Here is a 22,608-nt window from a genome sequence, read left to right on the forward strand (position 1 = left end):
ATGCAACAGAACCCACACTATCAGCTTTTCATCGACGGAACCTGGACCGAGGGCGCCAACGGGCAGGTCATGACCTCGCAAAACCCTGCTACGGGCGAGGCATGGTCCAGTTTCGCCTGCGCCGCGCCCGAGGATGTGGATCGTGCCATCTCGGCGGCGCGTCGATCCCTGAATAACCCGGCTTGGCGGGATTTGACGCAGACCGCGCGTGGCAAATTGTTGTTCAGGCTTGCAGAGCTGATTGAACAAAATGCCGAACGCCTCGGCGAGATTGAGACGAAAGACAGCGGAAAGCTTCTGGCCGAAACAGCAAGCCAGACGGCCTATGTCGGCGACTACTATCGTTACTACGCTGGTTTGGCCGACAAGATCGAAGGTGCGGTGCTTCCGATCGACAAGCCCAACCTGCATGTCTTTACCCGCCGCGAACCAATCGGTGTGGTCGTCGCAATTGTGCCTTGGAACGCGCAGATGTTCCTGACGGCAACCAAGCTGGGTCCAGCCCTTGCCGCCGGGTGTTCGGTGGTGCTGAAGGCCTCTGAGATTGCGCCAGCGCCAATGCTGGAATTCGCGCGTCTGGTAGAGCAGGCGGGCTTCCCGCCCGGCGTCGTCTCGGTTATCACGGGCGATGCAGAAAACTGCGCGATCCCCCTGACCCGACACCCCGACGTGGATCGCATCGCCTTTACCGGCGGCCCGGAAACAGCGCGCCATGTGGTTCGCAACTCGGCCGAAAACTTCGCCGTAACCACGCTGGAGCTTGGCGGAAAATCCCCGATTTTGGTATTTGACGATGCCAATCTGGACGGGGCCGCCAATGGCCTGATCGCAGGCAACTTCGGGGCCTCCGGCCAAAGCTGCGTCGCGGGATCTCGCGGTTTGGTACATCGCCCAATTCTGGAGGCCTTGGCAGTCAGGATCGAAGAGAAAATGAAAGACGTCGTCGTGGGTGACCCTTTGAACGCCTCGACCCATATCGGGCCGCTTTGCACCAATGCGCAGATCGCCAATATCAAGACGGTACTGGCAAAATCCACCGATCAGGGCGCGCGCATCCGGTTTGGCGGCGCGCCGCTTGACCGACCCGGAAACTTCATGGCGCCCACTCTGGTCGAATGTGCATCGCCCGAGACCGAGACCCTGCAGGTCGAGATGTTCGGGCCCGTCATGTCCCTGTTGCCCTTCGACACCGAGGAAGAAGCAATCGCTCTGGCCAACGAAACCCCGTTCGGGTTGGGATCGGGCGTGTTCACCGAAAATGTCGCCCGCGCGCACCGGGTGTCGTCCCGATTGAAGGCCGGTATTTGTTGGATCAACACGTATCGAGCGGTGTCGCCCATCGCGCCGTTTGGCGGCTACAACCAATCCGGCTATGGCCGCGAAGCGGGGATCGAGGCCATTCAGGACTACACACGCACCAAGACCGTATGGCTGAACACCTCTGATCAACCCATGTCGAACCCGTTTGTGATGCGCTGAGCGTGGCGATAGATTTCGCCCTCTTCTCCACAACCCTATGGCCCTTCTGAAAATTATCCCACACTATGGCGCAAGAATAGCGGTTGGAGGCTGAAGAATGAGCGCACATGGATATGAAAGCGGTCGGTTAAACTTGCCCTTTGTCGGGATCTCGACCTTTGGCAAATATCCCTATGTCAGCGACTGGGATGCGATCGACGCTGATGTCGCGATCCTTGGCGCTCCGTTTGATTTTGGCACTCAGTTCCGGCCCGGCGCGCGGTTCGGGCCACGCGCCATCCGCGAAGCCTCGACCTTGTTTTCCTTTGGGCATGGCGGCGCATACGACCATGAAGATGACATCACCTACCTGCCGTCGGAAACCACCCGGATCGTGGATCTGGGCGACGCCGATATCGTGCATACCAGCACCGAAAAAAGCCACCAGAACATAAAGCTCGGTGTCGAAAAATGCCTTGAGGCCGGGGCTCTGCCTGTGGTTCTGGGCGGAGATCATTCGGTCAACATCCCTTGCATTGATGCCTTTGCTGCCGATTGCGAAAAGAACGGCCCCATTCACCTTGTTCAGATCGACGCGCATCTGGATTTCGTGGATGAACGGCACGGGGTTCGGTTCGGGCACGGAAACCCGATGCGGCGTGCGGCGGAGAAATCATATGTTTCGGGCCTGACGCAAATTGGCATTCGCAACGTCTCGTCGACCGCAAAAGAGGGCTATGAGGACGCCCGTCGCATGGGGTCAGACATCCTGTCGGTCCGGCAGTTGCGCAAGCTGGGGACCGAGGCTGTTTTGGACCGGATACCGGTAGGCGCTAGGTACTATGTCACAATAGACATTGACGGGTTCGACCCCTCCATCGCGCCTGGTACCGGCACGCCCAGCCACGGTGGTTTCCTGTATTACGAAGTGCTGGAACTGCTCGACGGTCTGACCCAGCGCGGTGATGTGGTGGGGTTGGATCTGGTCGAAGTGGCCCCGGATTATGATCACACGGGCAGCACCGCCATTCTGGCGGCACAAATCCTCATGAACACAATTGGGCGTATTCTGCACCACAAAGGTTCGCCCAGCGCGGGGTAAGAGCAGGTTTTCGGACTAAAGCTCGGTCTTTCAGACCGACTTCTGCTGCATATGCGGAGAGGTTCCAAAATACCGGCGGAAGCATTTGGAGAAATAGCTGGCTGAGCCAAAGCCGCAGGCGATGGCCACATCCAGCACCCGCATATCGGTTTGCTGCAACAGGGTGCGCGCACGCTCGAGCCTCAGGCGCGTCATATAGTTCTTTGGGCTTGTGCCGACGTACCGTTGAAACAAGCGCTCAAGCTGTCGGGTCGAGAGGCCCGCGCTTTCGGCCACGACACTTGGCGACAATGGGCTTTCAAGATTTTCGCGCATGATCATGATGGCGGTCGCCAGTTTCTCATGACGGCGGCCAAAGCGGAACAGATCCGTCTGCGTCTGCCTGCCGTCCTTTGGACGCACCGACGCATATAGCAATTGATCCGCCACGCGAGAGGCAACGGTCTGACCACAGGCCTGACCGATCAACGATGAGAACAGGTCGAGCGTGGTGACACCTCCGCCGCAGGTCGCAATCGGACCTTCATCCACAAAGACCGAGCAGTTGGATTCCACGGTCGGAAACAGCTCGACCATCACGGGTTGCTGTTTCCAATGCGCGCTCAGGCTCTGGCCGCTGGCCACTCCGGCCATGGCCAGAATGCCGGACCCACCCCCGATGCCGCAAAGCTGAACGCCGAACCGACGCCCCTGACGCAACCAGGATTTCAACTCATTCGAGACCGACCGATCCACGGTCGTCGGCCCGCAAATGACAATACAATCGCCCCGGCGGGTCTTGTTCAAACCGCCATCGACAGCAACCGTCATCCCCGAGGATGAGGTCACCGCCTCGCCGGTTTCGCTGACGATACTCCATTCGAAAACAGCCTGCTCGGAGGCGGCATTGGCCGCCCCCAATGAGTCGATCCCGGCCCCAAGGTCCAAAGCAGAGAACCCCGGCGTCAGCAGGAAAATGAAGCGGTTCAGCTCATTCACCCGTGTGCTTGCATCTGCAAAATTGATCTCGGGACGACCCATTCCGGCTTTCCTTTCTTACGTCCGCATATTGGCGCCGTTGGCGTCATAGGCGGGCGCGCCCAGAACTTCCGCATCGTAGAACGCGCCCAGGATTTCGACCTGAAGCCTGGTTCCCGGAGCGGCACTCTCGGTTGCGACATAGCCCATCGCCATCGACTTGCCGACGCGGTGGCCATAGCCGCCGGACGAGACATAACCAACCGCTTCGCCATCTTTCAGGATCGCTTCGTCATTCGAGACGTCGATGCCGTCCACGTCGATGGTCATGGTGACCAGCTTGCGGGCAACGCCATCTTCCTTGAACTTCAGCGTCGCTTCCTTGCCGACAAAGTCTTTCTTCCAGTTGATGAAGACATCCATGCCGGATTCGACCGCGTTGAAATCAGGACGGAAATCGGTGGTCCAGACGCCCCAGCCTTTTTCAAGACGCAGCGACATCAGCGCGCGCGCGCCGTACCAGCGATAACCCAGATCGGCCCCGGCCTCTTCGATCGCCTCGGCCAGACGCAGCAGGTACATCGGCTTGCAGTAGATCTCAAAGCCCAGCTCGCCCGAGAACGAGATACGGTTCAGGATCACCGGCACGCCGCCCACGAAGGTCTGGCGTAGATCGCGGAACTTCAGCGCATCGGCGCTGACGTCGTCGCGGGTGATACGGGCCAGCAGTTCGCGCGACTTGGGACCCGACAGAGCGATCCCATGCCAGTCATCCGAGACATTCGCATAGCTCACATCCGCAGGCAGGTCCTTTTCGAACCAACGGCTGTGTGCGTCCTGCATCGTGCCGGAACCGAACAGCATGAAGTGATCGTCACCCAGGCATGCCACGGTCAGGTCTCCGTACAGGCGGCCTTTTTCGGTCAGCATTGGGGTCAGCGCCAGACGGCCCGGTTTCGGGACGTAGCCGGCCAGAGTGCGGTTCAGATATTCACGCGCGCCAGCGCCCTTGAACTCGTGCTTGGCAAAGTTGGCAATTTCGATACCGCCCACGGCCTCTTGCACGGCTTTGACTTCGCGCGCGACATAGTCGTGGCTGCGGTTCCGCTCGAAAGTCGGCGTTTCATGCGCGTCTTCGGCACTGTCGGCAAACCACAGAGCGTTTTCCAGACCAAAGCCTTGCCCCATCACGGCGCCTTTTTCGACCAGACGGTCATAGAGCGCGGTGGTTTTCTGCATCCGGCCTTTGGGCAGCGTTTCGTTCGGGAAGGTCATCACGAAACGACGCTCGTAGTTTTCCGAGGACTTGATGGTGCCCCAGTCCGGCGTTGCGAACTCGCCAAAGCGCGCCACGTCCATCGCCCAGACGTCGATCGAGGGCTCGCCGTCGATCATCCATTCGGCCATGGTCAGACCAACGCCGCCGCCCTGACAGAAGCCTGCCATGACGCCCACGGCGACCCAGTAGTTCTTCATGCCCGGAACCGGACCGATCATCGGGTTGCCATCGGGGCCGAAGGTGAACGGGCCGTTGATGGTGTCCTTGATACCGGATTCGCCAATGGCGGGGATACGCTCGAACGACATTTCTAGACGGTCGGCGATACGGTCGAGATCGGGTTGCAGCAACTCGTGGCCGAAATCCCATGGTGTGCCATCGACCTTCCACGGGGTCGATTTCGGCTCATAGGTGCCCAGAAGCATGCCGTGGCGTTCCTGACGGAAATAGATGTTGGCCTCATAGTCGATGCCCGCGGGTAAACGACCGGCTTCGCCCATGCTCTCCATGCGGTCCTTGATCATCGGGATCGCGTCGGTGATCAGATAGTGGTGCTCCATCGGCTGTACCGGCAGATGGATGCCCGACATATGGCCCACTTCGCGCGCCCAGAGGCCGCCGCAGTTCACAACCTGCTCGGCGTTTATGACGCCTTTGGGGGTGGTCAAATCCCAGCTTCCATCGGGGCGCTGGCTCATCGAGGTTACACCGCAATGGGTGAAATACTGCGCGCCGTGGTGACGGGCGGATTTGGCGAAGGCGTAAGTTGCGCCCGAGGGATCGACATCGCCATCCTGCTCGTCCCAGAGGGCGGCGTGATAGTGTTTGGGGTCGATCAGCGGGTGACGCTCGGCCAGTTCCTGCGGGCTGATGAATTCCTGATGCAGGCCCATGTAGCGCGCTTTCGAGCGTTCACGCTTGAGGTAGTCGTACCACTCCTTGGTCGACGCCGCGTAGAAACCGCCGGTGATATGCATGCCGACCGAGTGGCCCGAGGTTTCCTCAATCTCTTTATAGAGATCGATGGTATAGCTCTGCAGGCGCGAGATGTTGGGATCCGAACTGATCGTGTGGATCTGACCCGCCGCGTGCCAGCTGGATCCGGATGTCAACTCGTCACGCTCCAGCAAGACAACGTCTTTCCAACCGAACTTGGCCAGGTGGAAGAGGATCGAACAGCCGACGACGCCGCCGCCAATGACAACGACCTTGGCGTGGGAGGGCAGCTTTTTACCAGACGTGGTTTCGTCTTTTTGAATCTCAGGCATGGGAATTTCCTGTGTCGTTTTCTTGTGGTGATGGGGAAAGGGGGCTGTCTGCCCCCTCTTGAGCCTGCGGCTCAATTCACCCCTGAAGGTATTTCTGGCCAGATGAAGGGATCCCGGTTTTAGTACCAGGCGTCCGGGATCTCTTCTTTGCGTTTGGCCACATAGGCGGCCAGTTCGTCTTTCTTGGCCTCGTCCATTGCGGGGGGTTGGTATTCGCTCAGCATCTGGTTCCAGCGCTCATAGGCGCGGCGGCGCATGTCCTTGGAGCCGCCCTCTTCCCAGCTTTCGACGTTTTCGCTGTCGCTGAGCTTGGGTTCGTAGAATGCAGTCTGGTAGTTGCGCATGGTGTGGGCGCAGCCGAGGAAGTGACCGCCTGCGTCGACCTCGTCATAGGCGTCACGGGCGAAGGCGTCGTCACTGGTGTCCAGCCCTTGACTGAGGACTTTTTGGTATGAGCCAAGACGGTCTGCATCCATGATTAGCTTTTCAAAACCGGTACACAGGCCACCTTCGAGCCAACCGGCCGAGTGCAGAACGAAGTTTGCACCGGCCAGCATGGTCGAATGCATCGAATCCGCCGATTCATAGGCGGCCTGCGCGTCTTCGATCTTGGAGGCCGTCAAAGAGCCACCGCAGCGCAGCGGCAGACCGGCACGGCGGGCCAGTTGGCCGATGGCGTAGTTCGAAATCACAGGTTCCGGCATACCAAAGGTCGGTGCACCGGATTTCAGCGACATGGACGACAGGAAGTTGCCCAGAACAAAGGGCGCGCCGGGGCGCAGAAGTTGGACGTAGGCACAGACCATCATCGCCTCGGCCATGGCCTGTGCGACGCTGGCGGCGGTGCTGACCGGACCCATTGCGCCGGACAAGATGAACGGAACCACGATCATGCCTTGTCCGCGCGTCGAATAGACCCGTGCCGCTTCGGTGACAACGCGGTCGACCAGCAATGGAGAATTCGTGTTCACGTTGCCCATAATGACGCAATTGTCTTCCATGAAATCCGCGCCGAAGATGATCTCGGCCATGTCGACACTGTCTTGCGCGCGGCTCATCTCGGTGATGGCACCCAGATGCGGTTTGTCACTGAGGGTCATATGCGCCAACATCATGTCGAGGTGACGCTTGCTGACCGGCACGTCGCAGGGTTCGCAGGTCACGAAACCGCCATGGTGCAGGTTCGGATGCAGGTAAGTCAGTTTCACCAGCTTTTCGAACGCCTCGATATCGCCGTAGCGGCGACCGCCTTCCAGATCACGCACGAAAGGTGCGCCGTAGACCGGCGCGAAAACCTGATTTCCGTCACCTATGACCACCGAACGCTCGGGGTTGCGTGCGACTTGTTTGAAGCTTTTGGGCGCCTTGGCACACAGGCTGCGAATCCATTGCGCGTCGGCCCGTACGATATCGCCTTCGACCCGCGCCCCTTCACGGCGCCACAGCTCCAGCGCTTCGGGGTCGTCGCGGAAGGCGATTCCCACATCCTGGAAAATCCAGTCGACCTGAGCCTCAAGGCGGGCCAGATCTTCCTCGTTCAGGGGGTCAAAGAACGCCAACTTTCGTTGGATATAAGGGGAGGCCGGGACAGAACCAGCCTCGGAACCGCGGGAACGGGATTGACGTGCGCGCCGAGCCATTAATAGCACTCCATTTTTTGGGTGCATATTAACTGCCAAGAAAACGCATGTGACGCTTGAAAATTTGAATGCTTAGCATAAACACAGATTATGCTAGAACTCTGGAAACAGCTTGGATCCCCTCGTAATCTGGTCGTATTCGAGGCCGCCGCCCGCCTTCAGTCCTTTACCCGCGCCGCGCAGGAGCTGAACGTGCAACAACCCGCCGTCAGCGTTGCCATTCGCAGGCTGGAAGAAGGCCTGGGAACACCTCTGTTCACCCGCGGTCACCGTCAGGTCGTCCTGACCGGAGCCGGCGAGCGACTGCTGGCGGATGTCTCGCGCGCGTTCGAGCAATTGGCCCTGTCGGTTGAGTCCATTCAGCAGACCAAACAGGCGGGCTACGTCACCCTCAGCGCATCGACAGCCTTCAACAACTATTGGATCATGCCGCGACTGGTCGATCTGCAAAGCCAGCATCCGAAAATCGACTTGCGCCTGCAATCCAGTGACCGGGAACCGGATATCGACGCGGAAAACATCAGCCTGGCGGTGCGTCTGGGGGATGGAAACTGGGCGGATTGCGAAAGCGCCCTGATCGCGCCCGAGGCGATCTATCCTGTCGCCTCGCCCCGCGTCATGGCCGCCGCAGTTGATCTGAGAAGCCTGCCCAATCTCCTGTCCCAACGCCTCATTCATCTGGAAGAACCCATTCGTCAGCGTCCGAGTTGGAGCGATTGGTTCGCCAATTTCTCGATCAGGACAGCGGTTCCGAACACGGGGTTGCGATTGAATGACTATGCGCTTGTCCTGCAGGCGGCGATGGCCGGTGAGGGCTTTGCCTTCGGCTGGAAACACCTGACCGACCGTCTTGTCGATCAGGGTCTGCTGGCTGCCCGATCCGATTGGCAATGGACGACCGGCAAAGGGTTCTATTTGGTCTGGTCCAAGAAAACCCCTCTGTCCGATGATGCGCGAAAGGTAAGAGATTGGATTTTGCGCACTCTGGACGAGGCTGCCTGAGCACGACACGCCATCGAGAGGCGCGCGCTCTCGCCCCAAATATGCGTCAGGACGCTGCCCGCGGATTCCCACGTCAGTCTAGGGCAAAACCAAAACAAATGGACCTGACGTCAGGGGCGAATTTTTCACAAAATGAACGAATTTCTGTCTTGAAGAAGCAAGGGTTTACGCGTCTACGGAAGGAAAACAGGTTACAGGTTGAAACGAGACTTGAATGCCAGATTTCAGCATCGTCGGCGGCGCATCTACCACATTTACGGACACAACCCCCGGCGGGGGGTTTGTCATCGACTTCAGGCTGCTCGACAACAGCTTCAGCGTGCAGATCAACGGTGTTGATCTTTTTGTCGGCGGCCCCGCCGGAGCACCCAATGAGCTACAGTTCCAGATTAGCGGGACCTCCGGTCAAACCGTGCGATTTGCAGATGGTGATCGATACGAGGTGAATACGCCTGCCGTATGGCAGCTTCAAAACTCGGACACTGATCCTGTTGTCCGGCTCGAGGTGAACCCGGACGGGACCATTGCCCTGTTCGGTGTGAAGTCCGACGATGGCGCGCTTGTTCCACTTGAATTGTTCAACGGCCTGACCGTCAACACCGACGCAATCGCGGCAGCTTGGAACGAGGATGGTGACAACACCATCGAAATCGATCAGGTCGTGACCGGCCCGACCAATGCGAGCGGTGAATTCGAGGATGTACCCTGTTTTGCATCAGGAACACTGATCGAAACATCAGAGGGGCTTGTTCGGGTCGAGGACCTAAAGGTCGGCGATCAGGTCCTGACATATGACAACGGGCTGCGGCCGGTTTGCTGGATTGGCTCTCGTGGCCTGAGCCAAAACCAACTTGAGGACAAACCGCATCTCAAGCCCATTGTGATCCGGGCGGATGCGTTGGGTCCCGGCTATCCGCGGCGCGATCTGATCGTGTCGCCTCAGCACCGGATTTTGGTCTCCTCAGCCATCGCCAAGCGGATGTTCGACTGTCAGGATATCCTGCTGCCCGCGAAGAAACTGCTGCCGTTGAGCGGTGTCGATGTTTTGGACGAACTGTCTGGCGGAGTTCAGTATCACCACATCCTGTTCGATCAGCATGAGATCATCTGGTCCAACGGCACGCCTACGGAAAGCCTCTATCTGGGGCCACTGACCATGCAGGCGATCTCACCCGAAGCGCGGCAAGAGGTCAAAGCGCTTTTCCCAGAATGCGCGGCGCTTGATTTTCGACCGCTAACGGCAAGGTTGGTGCCTGAAAAGGGCAAGTGGATTTCGAAACTTGTTGAACGTCACCGTGGGAACCGCAAACCCTTGTTCGACGGTCAGGCTGCCCATAACTGAGCAGGGACCCCTGCCCCGGCAACCACGCGCTTGGCCCAGGCCGGGGTTGCTGGCAGAAAAGGGTTGCTATCACCCCAATCATCAAGCAAGCCTGCAGACGCCGAGCATCCAATTTCGTTGGATGCAGTCGATAACAGACCCTTTGATCTGGGCAGATATGAGCCAAGTGACAATTTCGCCGAACCCCAGAATAAAAACCGCCCAAGACGAACTCGGCGGGTCCTTGTGAACGGCGGAAATCCGGTGCAGGTCCTCAACATTCCGACCGCCGACGGAAACCCCTATCAGCGCAATCTGATGTATCGCTGCGCGACAGACAGGGTCGAGTTCGTCGGCGGCGGCAAAGGCGCACTTCTGAATTTGGATGCGGCCAAACACCCAGTAACCCATCTACGTTGGGATGACCGGATCTTTGGCCGTGACGCAGATGCGCAAAACAATAGGGACCTTTTGCACACGGCGGAACTGTCGGTTGACAGCTACCGCGCGCAGGGCGGTCGGTTGGTCTGGACCATTCGCAACGCCCGCCCGCACAAGGTGATCAGCCTTGACGGTTTTCGTCAAGCCCGCCAATCGCTGGTCAAACGGGCCGACGCCATCCACGTTCACGCCCCCCATGCCCGCGATCACATGATCTCGGAATACGGGGCGGACCCGAGCCGTATTCATGTGATTTCCCATCCAAGCTACCTCGGGTCGTACGAGCCGCAAGACATCACGCTGGCGCGCCCTATGCCGGATCGCAGACCAACCACGTTTTTGTTCTTCGGAATGTTTCGAGGAGAAAAAGGGGCAGAGCGCATCCGGGACGCCGCCGCTAAGCTGACAAAGCGGGACTATGACTATAGTCTGAACATGTACGGCAAGGCTTTCGGCAGCCAAAGACGGTTGCTGAGGCGCCTAGGCTGGAATAAGAACATTTCGCTCAGAACCGACCGTATCCCGGATGAAGAGATCCCCGAAATCTTCTCGAACGCGCATTTCTTTCTAGCCCCCTATTCCGAGCTGTTCAGCTCGGGCACTGTTTCACTGGCCATAAGTTTCGGATTACCGATCATCGGCCCTGCCCTGCGCGAAATGAAGGAAATCACGCCGCCGGAACTGCATGAGACAACACTCTATGACCCAAGCTTGCACCGAGGGTTGATCCGCGCCATGATCCGATCGCTGCAGATGGAAACCTCAGAGTATCAGAGGCTGCGACAGGCCTGTTTGAACCATGCGCAAATGCACTCGCCCGAGGTGATAAGCCACAAGCTGATGAACATCCTTCTTGAACACCAACCAGACCGGCCCATGACATGATCGATACCTCGTCTGATCCTTCGCCAACTGTGCGGGCTGAGGGTAGATCTCGCGCAAAAAGAGCTATCTTTGTGTTGGCCGAAGCGAATGTAAAACGGCGTTGTGTGGGTGGATACAGGTTCTCAGAGCTCGTCTCTTTCATGGGTAAGAACGGGTTTGAAATTCTGGATTTCCCCAGACCCATTCGTCAGGAGTCTGATGACTGCGATGTTCTTTTCGCCCGCTATGACAGCGCGCGTTTTGACTTTTGATGCTTTTGAGAACCCCATTGATCCAACACTGCCGAAGGCATGGCAGGTAAATGGTGTGTCAGGACAAGCTTAAGGTTTGAAACCGGCACAACGCATCGCATGATCGGTGCGGTCTTCGCGAAAGGCTAGACAACATATACAATTCCGATTTCATGATTGTATGGTTCAACAAACCGTCCAACGCGACCAGAGGTTAACACCCGGAGGGACCCCGTGCTGAATTTGTCGATCCCCATACCCTTGATATTGGCGGCAATGCTGCCTGCGGTTCTGGACCGATGCTCTGCCTCGGATACGAGCGTGGCCCTAGGTGTTCTGGCACGCGACCGCGTCGCATTGACTGCGACGGCCAGCGAAATCATCGTCGATTTGCCAGTTGCCGAAGGCTCGGTCGTCATGGCCGGAGATACGCTGGTTCAACTTGATCCCACATTGCAGACCGCAAAGCTAAACCTGGCTCAGGCGGAACTGGAAAAAGCAAAAGCCACCCTTTTGAAGCTGCAGGTCGGGCCGCGCGAGGAAGAGATCGCAATTGCCCAAGCCAAGGTCGCCGGGGCTACCGCGCGATTGGCCGATGCTGAAGCAATCTATGAACGCAATGCCCGTTTGGTTGAAAACTCGGTCGTGACCGAGGCGCAGGTCGCAAATGATCTGGCCTTGCGGGACTCTGCGCGTGCCGAATTGGTCGGTGCTCAGGAAACGTTGAAAGAGCTTCAGAACGGCACCCGCCCCGAAGATCTCGCCGTCGCCGAAGCCAACGTCCGCGCAGCCGAAGCGTCGGTTGACGCGGAACAGACCGTATTGGAGGATCTGACCGTTGTCGCAACACGCGACGGCGTCTTGGACTCGTTGCCTTGGAACCTTGGTGAACGGGTGACGACCGGCAGCCCCGTGGCCGTTCTGGTCACGGGGCAGACACCCTATGCCCGCGTCTATGTACCCGAACCGCATCGCGTGAAACTGAAACCCGGCGATACGCTGGAGGTGAATGTCGATGGGCTGGATGCCCCGCTGGACGGCGTGGTCCGGTGGATCAGCGACGACGCGTCCTTCACCCCTTACTATGGTTTGAACCAAGATGACCGGACGCGGCTTGTCTATCTAGCCGAAATTGATCTGCCCACCGCGTCGCCGGACCTGCCTGCCGGCGTTCCAGTGCAGGTTCCCATGCCATGACAGATGTCGTTGTGTCGACACGCGGCCTGACCCGGCAATTCGGAACAAACACCGCCGTCAACGATCTGGATCTTGAGATCAGAACAGGCCAGATCTACGGGTTTCTTGGCCCTAACGGCTGCGGCAAGACAACGACCATGCGTATGCTGACCGGGCTACTGACGCCGACCAGCGGATCCATCTCGGTTCTGGGTCGATCCATGCCCGAAGCGGCAGAACCGCTCAAGAATGAGATCGGGTACATGACCCAGATCTTCTCCTACTACCGCGACCTGACCGTGCTGGAAAACCTCAGGTTCGCGGCGGAAATCTACGGTATCCCTGCAAAAGCAGCGAAAGATCGGATCGACGAGCTGCTACACACATACGACCTGACGACCAACGTAAATCAACTCAGCGGCAGCATGAGCGGAGGTCAGCGGCAAAAGCTGGCCCTTGCGGCCACGATCCTGCACCGGCCTAAACTGCTGTTTCTGGACGAGCCGACCTCGGCCGTTGATCCCGAAACACGCCGCACGTTCTGGGAGCAATTGTTCGATCTGGTCGATCAGGGTGCGACCATGATCGTTTCTACCCACTTCATGGATGAGGCCGAGCGCTGCCACCGCCTGGCCATCCTCCAGCATGGTGTCAAGAAAGCGGACGGATCACCGCGCCAGCTTATGAATGATCTTCAAGCCGACGTTGTGGAGGTCGAAGGCCCGGATCTGCGTAGGGTCAAACATGAGCTGGACGGCACGCCAAAGATATTGTCGACCGCTCAGGTCGGCTCTCGCTTGCGGGTTCTGGTGGACAAGTCCGAACCTCAGCCGGTGGACATGCTGCGCGCCCAGCTTGAGGGGTTCTCTGATCTGTCTCTGACACCCCAGAGGCCAAATCTTGAGGACGTCTTTGTCAGCGCTACGCGGGGGGAAGACCCATGATCTCGGCCCGCCGGATCGCAGCCGTCCTCAGGAAAGAACTGTTGCAACTGCGGCGGGACAGGATGACCTTCGCCATGGTCATCATGATCCCGCTGATCCAGCTATTATTGTTCGGATATGCGATCAACACCAACCTGCGCCACGTGCCTGTGGCTGTTGTTGATCAATCCCAAACCGAGCTGTCCCGCATGTTGACGCAGATGGTTCAGGCCACGCAGGTCGTGACAGTCACCGAGCAACTGACAACCCCACAAGAGGCCGAGCGCGCGATCACGCAATCCCGCGTGCGGGCCGCGCTAATCATCCCTCCGGACGTTAGCCAGCGCCTTGCCCGCAGCCCGTCTGTTGGGCTTGGCTTGCCCAATTCAACAGATCAAACCAGTAGTCGACCTGTTGCGCATTGGATCGTCGATGGCTCGGACACCATGGTGGCAAGCGCAATCAAATCCCTGCGGACAATGCCCTTGACCGAACTGCTAAGGCTGCCTGCTAACCGGCAGGTTCCGACATTTGAAGTGACACTGTATTTCAACCCTGAACAGCGATCCGCAGTCAATATCGTGCCAGGTCTTGTGGGGGTGATCTTGACGATGACGATGATCCTGTTCACCTCCGCCGCGATCGTTCGGGAGCGCGAACGCGGGAATATGGAGATGCTGATCAACACACCGATCAAGTCGATCGAATTGATGCTGGGCAAGATCATCCCCTACATCTTTCTGGGCCTGATCCAGGTCGCGATCATTCTGGGGCTTGGGCATCTTCTGTTTGACGTCCCAATTAACGGAGGGCTGGGCACATTGCTGGTGGTGACGCTGCTGTTCATCATTGCCAGCCTTTCGCTGGGGCTGGTGATTTCCACGCTGGCCCAGAACCAGCTTCAGTCGATGCAGATGACCCTCTTTATCCTGCTGCCGTCCATCCTGATGTCCGGGTTCATGTTCCCGTTCGACGGCATGCCTCAACCGGTACAGATCATCGCACAGGTGCTGCCAGCCACGCATTTTATGGAAATGATCCGAGGCGTGGTTCTGCGCGACGCCTCGCTTTATGATCTGCGCTCGGAGATCCTGTGGATGATCGGCTTTGCCATTTTCGGATTGCTGGCAGCAACATTGAGGTTCAAGAAGCGCCTGGGCTAGCGAACCATCTGGCGCTTGGACTGCGTGTCAGGCGAATCGCCACCCTACCTCGGTTTGCTTTGCAAGCGCTCTGCCGAGAGGCCTCGAAATCGCAGGCGTGTTGTTCAATCCAGAGCCCGAAGCCTTTTTAGCAAAGACGAGGTATCCCAGCGGCCGCCGCCGAGTTTCTGAACATCTTTGTAAAACTGATCGACCAGCGCAGTCACCGGAAGGCTTGCCCCTGTTTCATTTGCAGTATCAAGACAAATCCCCAGATCTTTGCGCATCCAGTCCACGGCAAACCCGTGGTCAAAGTGGTCGTCCAGCATCGTCTCGTACCTGTTGGCCATCTGCCAGCTTCCGGCTGCGCCCTGGCTGATAACCTCGACGACCGCGCGCCCGTCCAGACCGGCTTTCTCGGCAAAGTGCAGGGCCTCGCTCAAGCCCTGAACCAGACCGGCGATCGCAATCTGGTTGCTCATCTTTGTCATCTGACCCGCACCGCTTTCGCCAATCCTACGGCAGATCTTCGAATAGACCTGCATGATTGGCTCGGCCGCGTCGTAAACAGACTGATCCCCGCCGCACATGATCGAAAGGACACCGTTTTCGGCCCCAGCCTGACCGCCCGAAATCGGCGCGTCTACAAAGCCCAAGCCCTGATCCTTCGCCGCCGCATACAACTCGCGTGTGACTTTCGCCGAAACGGTCGTGTGGTCCACGAGCGTAGTGCTTTGCGACATCCCCGAGAACGCTCCGTCTGCCCCCGTGCAAACGCTGCGCAGGTCATCGTCATTCCCCACACAGGTCATGACAAATTCTGCCCCCTCGGCCGCCTTTCGCGGGGTTGCGGCCATTGAGCCACCATGTTCGGCAACCCAGGCTTCGGCTTTGGCTGCCGTCCGGTTGAAAACCGTCACGTCGTGGCCTGCAGCCTGCAAGTGGCCGGCCATCGGATAGCCCATCACTCCCAAGCCAAGAAAAGCAAGTTTAGCCATTAGTTAAATCCTCTACTACACAAGGTCTCGCGGTATTTGACCCGCAAAAAAGGCGTCCAGATTGTCCAAAGCACGAAAGCCCATAGCGTCTCGGGTTTTGGTTGTGGCGCTGCCAATATGCGGCAGCATGAAGATGTTTTCATGCGCGGCGAATTTTGGGTTTCCACCCGGTTCGGTCTTGAAACAATCAAGACCGGCGGCCGCCAGCTTGCCGCTTTCGATTGCGCCCAGCACAGCGTCTTCGTCAACCAGCGCGCCCCTCGCAGAGTTCACCAGAACCGCGCCGCCAGGCAGTTTTGCCAGATTTTGGGCATCCATAAGGTTCACAGTTTCAGGTGTTGCAGGACAATGAAGCGACAGGAAATCCGCGACCGTCAACAACGTGTCGATGTTGTCGTGATATGTCGCGCCTTGCTCTTGTTCAGGCGACAGGCGGCTGCGGTTGAAATAGTGAACCTCCATATCAAAACCGCGCGCCTTTTCTGCGAACGCGCGGCCCACACGACCCATACCGACAATCCCAAGCCGAGCGCCGGTGACCTGTTTGCCGACCATGAAAGACGGGCTCCAGCTGTCCCAGGCACCGGTGCGCATCAGGCGATCCCCTCGGACCGCGTGCCGCGCCGCGCCCAGCATCAGCAATATCGCAAGCTCAGCCGTGGCATCCGACAGGACGTCAGGCGTGTTTGTCACAACAATCCCTTTCGCCGCCAGCGCCGGAAGGTCGCAGTGATCTACGCCCACTGAATGGTTCGCCAAAATCTTCAGCCTTGGATTGAGCTTTGAAACGACCTCGGCCGAGAAATGTTCCGAGTGACAGGGCATCATCGCGTCGACCTTCGCGCTCATGGCGATGATCTCGTCTGCAGTGCCTGGCGTGTCGGCCTCGTTCAGGATCACGTCATAGCCTTGTCGTGCGCGCGCAATCGTGGCATCGGACACCCGACGCGGTAGCCAGAGAACAGGTCTATCGCTCATGGGGTCAGTCCTTTTTGATCGCGTCTTCCCAGAAATTGTACAGCGCAAGGGCTATCACGAAGACCGCAATACACAAGAATGGAAAACCGCCCCAGAACCCGGCGAACCCGGTCGAGATACTGTGGGCAAGCCCGAGAACGAACACCATCATCAGGCCGGTGCCGATGAGGCCCATGAGAATATTTGTCAGTCGTGACATAGGATTACTCTCCCTTTTATTCTTGCGTTCTGAGGGTTCTTTGAACCCAAGAAGCAGTGCGAAGAAGCCGATCGTCTTCTTCGACCGCGCCGATCAGCTGGACACCAATGGGCAGGTCATTCTGCCCCACCAACAAAGGCAGCGTGAGGCAGGGCAAACCCGCCAGCGTCCAAGTGAGGCAGAAAACGGAATCTCCGGTATGGCCCGCGCTCAGCGGCACGGCTTCACCGGTTGCTGCCGGGGCCAGGATTGCGTCGAATTCATTGAAATACTCGGCAAAGAAGCCCTGAGCGGACGCCATGACGGCCAAGGCGTCTTCATACTGGGCCTCGCTGATATCTCCGCCGCGGGTGATTGCGGATTGCATCTCGGGGCTGAGCTCCGGCCAATGCGCATTCGAGATTTCGGCCATGTTCTGGCGAATCTCAAAGTCATAGATTGTTTTGTGAACGGTGATCAGATCGGCCAGTTGCGGCGATACCGAGAAACGCTCGACCCTTCCACCAAGCCCCTCGATAACGGCGTTCAGCCCCTCAAGCGCATCTGCATCAAGGCGGTCGTTGAACGGAAAATCGAGCCAGGCAATGTTCGGTTCGACCAGAACCTCGGCCTGCGCGCCGGACAGCATATCCGCTCGCGGCCGGGCAAAGCTGGCGGGGTCGCGCTGGTCATATCCGGCGACCACGTCTGTCAGCAGAGCGATATCTTCCAGCGTGTTGGCGAACCCCCCAACGTGGTCCAAAGAGACCGACGTCCTGAAAACCCCATGTCGCGAGATCATTCCGCGCGTGGGTTTGAAACCATAGACGCCGCAGTATGAGGCCGGACGGATGACCGAGCCCCCGGTCTGAGTGCCGATGGCCAGAGGCACATGTCTGGCCGCAACGGCCGCCGCTGATCCGCTGGACGAGCCGCCCGGTGTTCTGGTCGCATCAAAAGGGTTGGTGGTGTCGGTCGGATGCATGAAAGCAAGCTCGGTCGTCTTGGTCTTGCCCATGATAACGGCGCCGGCCTCGCGCAAGCACTCTACGAGCCTAGCATCTGCCTCCGGCTGCCGACCCGAAAAGATCGGTGTGCCCCGCTGCGTGGGCATGTCTTTTGTATCGACAATGTCCTTTAGCCCGATGGGCACGCCGTGCAAGGGGCCTGTCGCCCGTCCGGCCTTGCGAATGCGATCCAGCTCACGCGCCTGATCCAGCGCTACGCCTGCATCCAGATAAGCCCAAGCGCGGATGGTGCTGTCGGTCTCTTCGATGCGTTTGAGACAGTCCTCAACCAATGCTTCGGACAAGATACGCCCGTCCCGAATGCCCTCGGCGGATTCAACCGCCGGGAACAATGACAGATCATGTTTGGTCATGGCACCCAGACCCCGAAGAGGTAGTCAGGCAGCCACAGCGCGATACCGGGGAACTGATACATCAGCACCATGCACAGGATCACGATGGCCAGATAGGGCATCAGACCTCGGAAGATCTCCATCAGCTGGATCTGGTTCTTAAGGACCCCCTTCAAATAGTAGGCCGACATAGCCATCGGTGGTGTCAGGAATGAGGTCTGCAAGTTCAGAGCCACCAGCATCGCGAAGAAATACGGGTTGACGCCAAACGTTTCGAGCATGGGCAGGAAGATCGGCACGAAGATGATCAGAATTTCAGACCATTCAAGCGGCCAGCCCAGCAGGAAAATAATCAGCTGCGCGAGCACCAGGAACTGCCAGGGCTGAAGGTTCATACCAACAACCCAATGCTCGATCACGTCATGCCCGCCGAGATATGAAAAGATCGACGCAAAGGTCCACGAGCCCACGAATAACCAGCACACCATGGCAGTGGCCTTGGCCGTGAGGAAGACACTTTGCTTGACCTTGTCCCAGGTGAGCGACCGGTAGAGCATTGCCAGCACAAGCCCGCCCAAGGCACCCATCGCTGCCGCTTCGGCCGGTGTTGCAAGACCGCCGAGGATTGAGCCAAGCACCAGCAAGATCAAAACCGTCAACGGCACGAACGAGATCAGCAGGTCCATATAGATCTGCCGTTTTGGCGGAACATCGTCCTCCTGCGGCTTGGGGGCCAGCGACGGGTTCAGCCAGACGCGCACCATGACGTAGACGATGTAGAGACCCGCCAGCATGAGGCCCGGAAAGACCGCCGCTGCATAGAGGCGCAGCGGAGAAAGCTCGGCAATGGCGGCGTAGACGATCAACATGATCGACGGCGGGATCAGGATGCCCAAGGTGCCACCGGCGCAGATCACGCCCGAGGCAAAACTGCGCTGATATCCCGCGTTGGCCATTGCCGGATAGGCCAGCAACCCCATCAGGGTGACAACCGCGCCCACGATGCCCGACGCCGTCGAGAACACCGCGCAGGTCAGCAGAGCCGCAATCGCCAGAGATCCGGGTAGGTTACGGGCTGCCATGTAGAGCGAAAAGAACAGCCGGTCGACGATATTCGCCCTTTCGACCACGTAGCCCATGAACAGGAACAAGGGGATGGCAACAAGCGTGTCATTCTCCATCACCGAATAGGTGTTCTGGTTCAGCAGGTAGAAGATGTTGTTGTTGAAGATGTCCGCAATGCTCTCGGGCGCGGACTGGTAATAGGCGTAATACCCGAACGCGACGCCCATGGCGAGCAGTGTGAACGCAATCGGAAAGCCCAACAGCACCAGCACAATAAAGAGGCTGAGCATCAGGATGGCGACTTGTGGGTCAGTCATCGCTGCGACCTCCTTGCTTGGTGCCTGTTGTATGAATTCGGTCGACGGTTGATTCCATCAGCATGTCTTCGGTCTCACGTACGTCATCCAGACGGTCGAGCCAGACGCCATTTCGCATCGCCAGCCAGCATCTTGCCATCTCGGCAAGCCCTTGCAGCATCAGCAAAACACCGGCGACGGGGATCAGAGTTTTGAAGAAATAAATCTGAATTCTGGCGGGGCTGTTCCAGCTAACTTCTTCATAGCGCCAGCTGTCCTTGGCGATTTCCCAGCCGTACCAGAACAGGGCAAACATGCCGGGGAAGAAAAAGATAATATACAGAACGAAATCGACCCGCGCCTGCCAGCGGACCGAGAAAAGGCGGTACAGCACGTCACCGCGCACATGCGCGTCTTGCGCCAGCGCATAGGCCCCGGCCATCAGGAACAGGGCGCCATACATCTGTACCATCATATCGAACGCCCAGACGGTCGGCTTGTTCAGCACGTACCGGACGAACACTTCGTAGGACACCGAAAGTGTCAGAATTAGGATGCACCAACCGAAGGCTTTGCCGACCCATTGGCTTAGCCCTTCGATGGCGTGGATTGTCTTGATCAAGGTCAGTTCCTCGCCTGTTCCGCCCGCAGTTCAGAAAGCCGCGCACCAGCGCGACCTTCCGTTTTCAAAGAGTTGTCAGGCCTCAGCCGAAATAGTGCTTGTACGCCAGCTTGTAGTCCGGCTGGTTGAGGTTGAGGTAGTTCATGACAGTCTTCGCATAGGCCTTCTGGCTGTCGACGACCTTGGCAAAGAACGGATCTTCGTTCGAGATCCTTTCGACCACAACGTCCCAAGCTTCAAGCTGGGCCTGCATGACGCTGTCAGGCGTCCGATACACGTTGACGCCCTGCTCTTCGGCCAGCGTCACCAGATCGTCGGCGTAGCGCTTGGTGTTGTTCCAGTAGAAATTCGAGTTCTCGGCCTCGGACGCGTATTTTAGGATCGCCTGAAGCTCGGGCGCAAGCGCGTTGAACTTGTCCTTGTTGAACGTGACCTCGAAGAACTCCTGGCTCTGGTGGAACGAGGCCAGATGATAGTGTTTGGACACGTCCTGCATACCAAAATCGCGGTCGGATGTGGGGTTGTTGAACTCGGCCGCATCAATCAGGCCGGACTTCATCGCGGGCTGGATCTCGCCCCCGGGCAGCTGCACAACGGACATGCCCATCTCAAGCAGAACATCTGCCGCAAGACCAACTGTACGGTATTTCAGACCGTTCATCTGATCCGAGCTTGTGATTTCCTCTTTGAACCAACCCAGTGGCTGTGCGGGCATGGGCGAGTTGAAGAAGGACACAACGTTCAGGCCAAGGATGCCCATCAGCTCGTCAAACAGTTCCTGACCGCCGCCATAGTTCACCCAGCCCAGAACCTCTTGGCTGGACCAGCCAAAGCACGGACCCGTTCCGAACAGCGATGCCGTCTTGGATTTCGAGTACCAGTAGGCCGGAACGTAATGCGCCGCGTCCAGAACGCCGCGGTGGACCGCGTCCTGCATCTGGCTGGTTTTTACGACCGAATTCACAGGCAGAAGTTCGATCGTCAGTTTGCCACCGGACATTTCATTGACGCGGTTGACGTAGGATTGCGCGTTCTCAAGAAAGATGCCGCCGCCCCAGGCTGCCTGCATCTTCATTGTCGTTCCTTCCTGCGCATGGACAGCCGGAGCAGCAAGCGCACCAGCACCTACAACAGCGGAGCCGCGCAGAAAGTTTCTGCGGTTCAAAGATTTTGTCATGTTTCCTCCCTAGACTGGGCCGTCGCCGATATCCCTTCGGCATTGGCACCAAACCCGCCCTCCAGCGGATAGAATCTACGATAAGCCAGATTCGCGATTTTTCAAAATATTTTGGAAACTCTTTCATTTTGAGCGTCAAAATAGGCGCAATTTATTGTTTTTAATCCATTTATTATTTTCATTTTTTTGCACTTGCGAACAAGCTAGACTCTTTTCACAACAAGCCAGATGACAAACGCGCCAAAAATGAACGAACCAAAAACAGTTGCAAGACGCGGGCGCCCACGCCTGAAAGCGAATGAAGAAAAGCCCGCAGGTTCTCTGGTCGGGGCGCTGGATCGTGGGATTCGTGTCCTGATTGCCATTGCAGATGCCGGGGGCGCGACGCTTGTCGACATCGCAAGAACGACAGGCATTCCAACGGCGACGGCGCACCGGCTTCTGACCACGCTTCAACAGCGAGGAATGGTGGTTAACGATGCCGAACATGGTAAGTGGCGCGTCGGACCGCAGGCTTATCGGATCGGCAATACGTTTGAGGAAGCCTCGAATTTGCTGGAAGTCGCGCCAGCCGCGATGCGCAAGCTGTCCAAGGAAACCGGAGAGACCGTGAACCTCGCCATCGAGGAAGGTGGGCAGTTGCTGTATCTGATTCAGGTGGAATCCGAAAACCCGATCCGCGCCTCGATCAAGAACGGAACCGCAGCTTACTTTCACACATCCGGCGTCGGCAAAGCCATCATGGCGTACATGGACGAGGCGGCACTTGAAAAGCTGTTGGCCCCGCTGACACTGGTTCAGCAGACGCCCAACTCGATTACGGACAAACAACAGCTCAAAGACGAGCTGCAGACTTCCCGGCAAAGGGGATGGGCGATCGACGATGAAGAGCGTTTTCCGGGCCTGCGCTGTATCGCAGCGCCTGTCTTCGACTCGTTGGAGAATGTTGTCGCTGGCGTTTCAGTATCTGGGCCCATCACCAGATTCCCCGACAACAAGCTTGAAACCTTGGCCGCGTCGGTTGTTGAGACTGCGGCAAGCATTTCTGAAAAGCTCCGAAATTCCCCACCTCAGAGCTAATTTCTTTGCTTTTTCAACCGTTTTAAGCTT

At 58.0% G+C, this 22,608-nt stretch carries 19 protein-coding genes; 9 read left to right on the plus strand and 10 right to left on the minus strand.

Annotation, left to right across the window (positions count from 1 at the left end; all coding sequences use genetic code 11):
- Both ACR0KL_RS14990 and speB read left to right on the plus strand, forming a co-directional pair.
- Positions 1–1,479, plus strand: coding sequence for an aldehyde dehydrogenase (locus ACR0KL_RS14990; RefSeq protein WP_170680161.1), 1,479 nt, complete (start codon positions 1–3; stop codon positions 1,477–1,479).
- Between the two features lie 97 nt (positions 1,480–1,576).
- Complete coding sequence (speB, locus tag ACR0KL_RS14995; RefSeq protein ID WP_170680159.1) at positions 1,577–2,560, plus strand: agmatinase; 984 nt, start codon at positions 1,577–1,579, stop codon at positions 2,558–2,560.
- 30 nt (positions 2,561–2,590) lie between these two features.
- On the opposite strand, the gene ACR0KL_RS15000 is transcribed toward speB, so the two are convergent.
- From ACR0KL_RS15000 to ACR0KL_RS15010, 3 genes are all read right to left on the minus strand, one after another.
- On the minus strand, positions 2,591–3,580 hold the full coding sequence (locus ACR0KL_RS15000) for a GlxA family transcriptional regulator (protein ID WP_480777208.1): 990 nt from the start codon (positions 3,578–3,580) through the stop codon (positions 2,591–2,593).
- A 15-nt stretch (positions 3,581–3,595) separates the two neighbouring features.
- Positions 3,596–6,064: a GcvT family protein gene (locus ACR0KL_RS15005; RefSeq protein WP_480777209.1), complete on the minus strand. Its 2,469-nt coding sequence runs from the start codon at positions 6,062–6,064 to the stop codon at positions 3,596–3,598.
- A 119-nt stretch (positions 6,065–6,183) separates the two neighbouring features.
- Entirely contained in the window at positions 6,184–7,704 is a 1,521-nt protein-coding gene (locus ACR0KL_RS15010; RefSeq protein WP_170680153.1) for a trimethylamine methyltransferase family protein, read from the minus strand.
- Between the two features lie 90 nt (positions 7,705–7,794).
- Between ACR0KL_RS15010 and ACR0KL_RS15015 the strand changes: the two genes are divergently transcribed.
- From ACR0KL_RS15015 to ACR0KL_RS15040, 6 genes are all read left to right on the plus strand, one after another.
- Entirely contained in the window at positions 7,795–8,706 is a 912-nt protein-coding gene (locus ACR0KL_RS15015) for a LysR substrate-binding domain-containing protein (RefSeq protein ID WP_170661448.1), read from the plus strand.
- 214 nt (positions 8,707–8,920) lie between these two features.
- Positions 8,921–10,048, plus strand: a complete 1,128-nt coding sequence (locus tag ACR0KL_RS15020) for a Hint domain-containing protein (RefSeq protein ID WP_480777210.1) — start codon at positions 8,921–8,923, stop codon at positions 10,046–10,048.
- A gap of 243 nt (positions 10,049–10,291) precedes the next feature.
- Positions 10,292–11,353: a glycosyltransferase family 4 protein gene (locus tag ACR0KL_RS15025; RefSeq protein WP_480777211.1), complete on the plus strand. Its 1,062-nt coding sequence runs from the start codon at positions 10,292–10,294 to the stop codon at positions 11,351–11,353.
- 464 nt (positions 11,354–11,817) lie between these two features.
- Positions 11,818–12,780, plus strand: coding sequence for an HlyD family secretion protein (locus ACR0KL_RS15030; protein ID WP_480555236.1), 963 nt, complete (start codon positions 11,818–11,820; stop codon positions 12,778–12,780).
- The gene (locus ACR0KL_RS15035; RefSeq protein ID WP_170680147.1) at positions 12,777–13,703 is read left to right on the plus strand and encodes an ABC transporter ATP-binding protein; all 927 of its coding nucleotides are present in this window, start codon (positions 12,777–12,779) and stop codon (positions 13,701–13,703) included. Before ACR0KL_RS15030 ends, ACR0KL_RS15035 begins: the two co-directional genes overlap by 4 nt.
- On the plus strand, positions 13,700–14,845 hold the full coding sequence (locus ACR0KL_RS15040) for an ABC transporter permease (protein ID WP_170680145.1): 1,146 nt from the start codon (positions 13,700–13,702) through the stop codon (positions 14,843–14,845). Before ACR0KL_RS15035 ends, ACR0KL_RS15040 begins: the two co-directional genes overlap by 4 nt.
- A gap of 104 nt (positions 14,846–14,949) precedes the next feature.
- Here the strand turns inward: ACR0KL_RS15040 and ACR0KL_RS15045 are convergent, their stop codons facing one another.
- The 7 genes from ACR0KL_RS15045 to ACR0KL_RS15075 all read right to left on the minus strand — a co-directional run bounded on the left by ACR0KL_RS15045 (position 14,950) and on the right by ACR0KL_RS15075 (position 21,498).
- Positions 14,950–15,822 carry an NAD(P)-dependent oxidoreductase gene (locus ACR0KL_RS15045; protein ID WP_170680143.1) on the minus strand — a complete coding sequence of 291 codons (873 nt, stop codon included), beginning with the start codon at positions 15,820–15,822 and terminating at the stop codon, positions 14,950–14,952.
- Positions 15,823–15,837: 15 nt separating this feature from the next.
- Positions 15,838–16,800: a 2-hydroxyacid dehydrogenase gene (locus ACR0KL_RS15050; protein WP_480777212.1), complete on the minus strand. Its 963-nt coding sequence runs from the start codon at positions 16,798–16,800 to the stop codon at positions 15,838–15,840.
- 4 nt (positions 16,801–16,804) lie between these two features.
- Positions 16,805–16,999 carry a hypothetical protein gene (locus tag ACR0KL_RS15055; RefSeq protein WP_170380356.1) on the minus strand — a complete coding sequence of 65 codons (195 nt, stop codon included), beginning with the start codon at positions 16,997–16,999 and terminating at the stop codon, positions 16,805–16,807.
- A gap of 16 nt (positions 17,000–17,015) precedes the next feature.
- Positions 17,016–18,359, minus strand: a complete 1,344-nt coding sequence (locus ACR0KL_RS15060; protein WP_170680139.1) for an amidase — start codon at positions 18,357–18,359, stop codon at positions 17,016–17,018.
- Complete coding sequence (locus tag ACR0KL_RS15065; RefSeq protein WP_170526894.1) at positions 18,356–19,720, minus strand: TRAP transporter large permease subunit; 1,365 nt, start codon at positions 19,718–19,720, stop codon at positions 18,356–18,358. The genes ACR0KL_RS15060 and ACR0KL_RS15065 overlap by 4 nt, the downstream gene beginning before the upstream one ends.
- The gene (locus tag ACR0KL_RS15070) at positions 19,713–20,321 is read right to left on the minus strand and encodes a TRAP transporter small permease subunit (protein ID WP_170380353.1); all 609 of its coding nucleotides are present in this window, start codon (positions 20,319–20,321) and stop codon (positions 19,713–19,715) included. The genes ACR0KL_RS15065 and ACR0KL_RS15070 overlap by 8 nt, the downstream gene beginning before the upstream one ends.
- Positions 20,322–20,403: 82 nt before the next feature.
- Complete coding sequence (locus tag ACR0KL_RS15075; RefSeq protein ID WP_170380352.1) at positions 20,404–21,498, minus strand: TRAP transporter substrate-binding protein; 1,095 nt, start codon at positions 21,496–21,498, stop codon at positions 20,404–20,406.
- Between the two features lie 246 nt (positions 21,499–21,744).
- On the opposite strand from ACR0KL_RS15075, the gene ACR0KL_RS15080 reads away from it, so the two are divergent.
- A complete protein-coding gene (locus tag ACR0KL_RS15080) occupies positions 21,745–22,578 on the plus strand; it encodes an IclR family transcriptional regulator (RefSeq protein WP_480777213.1) in 834 nt (277 codons plus the stop codon).
- The last annotated feature ends 30 nt before the right edge of the window (positions 22,579–22,608 follow it).

It is taken from the genome of Ruegeria sp. C8 (assembly GCF_056537565.1).